Below are 1,466 nucleotides of genomic sequence, written 5' to 3'. Positions count from 1 at the left end.
CCGGCCGCTGGCGACGGGGGATGCGCCAGCAACCGGGCTACTCGAACGGTAACAAGAGATCGGCGGTAAGCAAATTCGATCTCCTGTTTTCCGGTCACCGACTGGCCTGTCTTCCCCGGGAGTTGTGACCGGAGTCACGCGCCCAGGATCGCGGGCCTGGCTGACCGGTCGATCAGCCAGGCCCGCCCCCACGGCTGCGTGTCAGCTGAGGGTGACCTGCCGGTTGGTCAGGCCGCCGCGTGCCCGGCGCTCGTCGGGGGTGAGCGGCGAGTCCGAGGCCAGAGCCTCGGCGAGACGCTCGGCGAACTCGGCCGCCGGCTTCTCGATGTCCTGCGCGGTGACCTCGCTCGGCAGGTCCCACACCGGGACGGTGAGCCCGTGCGCGCGGAAGGAACCGACGAGGCGGGTGCCCTCGCCGAGCGACGACCGGCCCGCGGCGTGCAGCCGGGCGAGAGCGTCCAGAAGGCGCTCCTCCTCGTGCGGCATGACCCAACGCAGGTGGTTCTTCTCCGGCGTCTCGCACCAGTAGGCGGCGTCCACGCCCTGGAGCCGGACGGTCGGGATGGCCGCGGCGTTGGCCCGCTCCAAGGAGGCGGTCACGTCCGGCGTGGCGTTCTCCGGATCCGGAACCCAGAACTCGAAGCCCTCGTGGACGGCCGGCTCGAACGCTCCCTCGGGAGCGAGCAGGTCCTGCAGTCGCGGACCGTCGGCCGGCGCGCGGCGGCCCTGCACCGGGGTGCCGGGCTCTGCGGTCAGCGCACGTTGGAGGGTGTCGGCGAGGTCGCGGCTGATGTCGCCCGACGCCGTGTCGTTCTGCAGGCCGAGCAGGACCGAGCCGTCGTCGCGGCGCAGGGCGGGCCAGGCCATCGGCAGCACGGTGGCCAGTGTGACGGAGGGGACGCCCTCGGGCAGGCCGCCCTTGAGGGGCAGGTCAACCGTGGCGGCCGGCACCAGCTCGCGCAGTGCCACCCAGTCGCACTCGCCGGGCAGCCCCTCGAACGGGCGCTGCACCAGCGCGGTCGTGGCCTGCGCGGCGGCCCGGCCATGGCAGGCCTTGTACCGGCGGCCGCTGCCGCAGGGGCAGGGCTCGCGTGCGCCGACGACCGGGAAGTTCCCATCAGCGCCTGCGGCACGGGCACCGTCGGCGAGCTGCGGGCGCTTGGCCTTCGTCTGGGGTCGCTTCTTGGCCATCGTGGGTGTCTCCCGGTTGCGGCTCATCTCGTACGGGCGCGAGCCTAGCCGTTCCCACCCCGGCCTACGGGACCCTGTGGACAACGGGACGTCTGTGGGTACGGGTCGCCTGTGGGCGCAACGGGTCGCCTATGGGCAACGGGTCGCCTGTGGAGACCCGTCCCGGCTTCCCAGGGCTGCCGTCACGGTTCCCCCGCGCCCCGCCGGACGTTCCCGCGGTCGCCCTGGTCGCCCTGGTCGCCCTGGTCGCCCTGGTCGCCCTGGTCGCCCTGGTC

General features: G+C 73.4%; 1 protein-coding gene. It reads right to left on the bottom strand.

Features of this window, described 5'->3' with window-relative positions:
- Positions 1-201 precede the first annotated feature (201 nt).
- Positions 202-1,191 carry a DUF5926 family protein gene (locus tag ABEA26_RS34075; RefSeq protein ID WP_345597675.1) on the bottom strand — a complete coding sequence of 330 codons (990 nt, stop codon included), beginning with the start codon at positions 1,189-1,191 and terminating at the stop codon, positions 202-204.
- Positions 1,192-1,466: the final 275 nt, after the last annotated feature.

This window comes from Streptomyces marokkonensis (genome assembly GCF_039539045.1).
GTDB classification, from domain to species: Bacteria; Actinomycetota; Actinomycetes; order Streptomycetales; family Streptomycetaceae; genus Streptomyces; species Streptomyces marokkonensis.
This window is presented reverse-complemented; position numbering and strand designations above follow the sequence as displayed.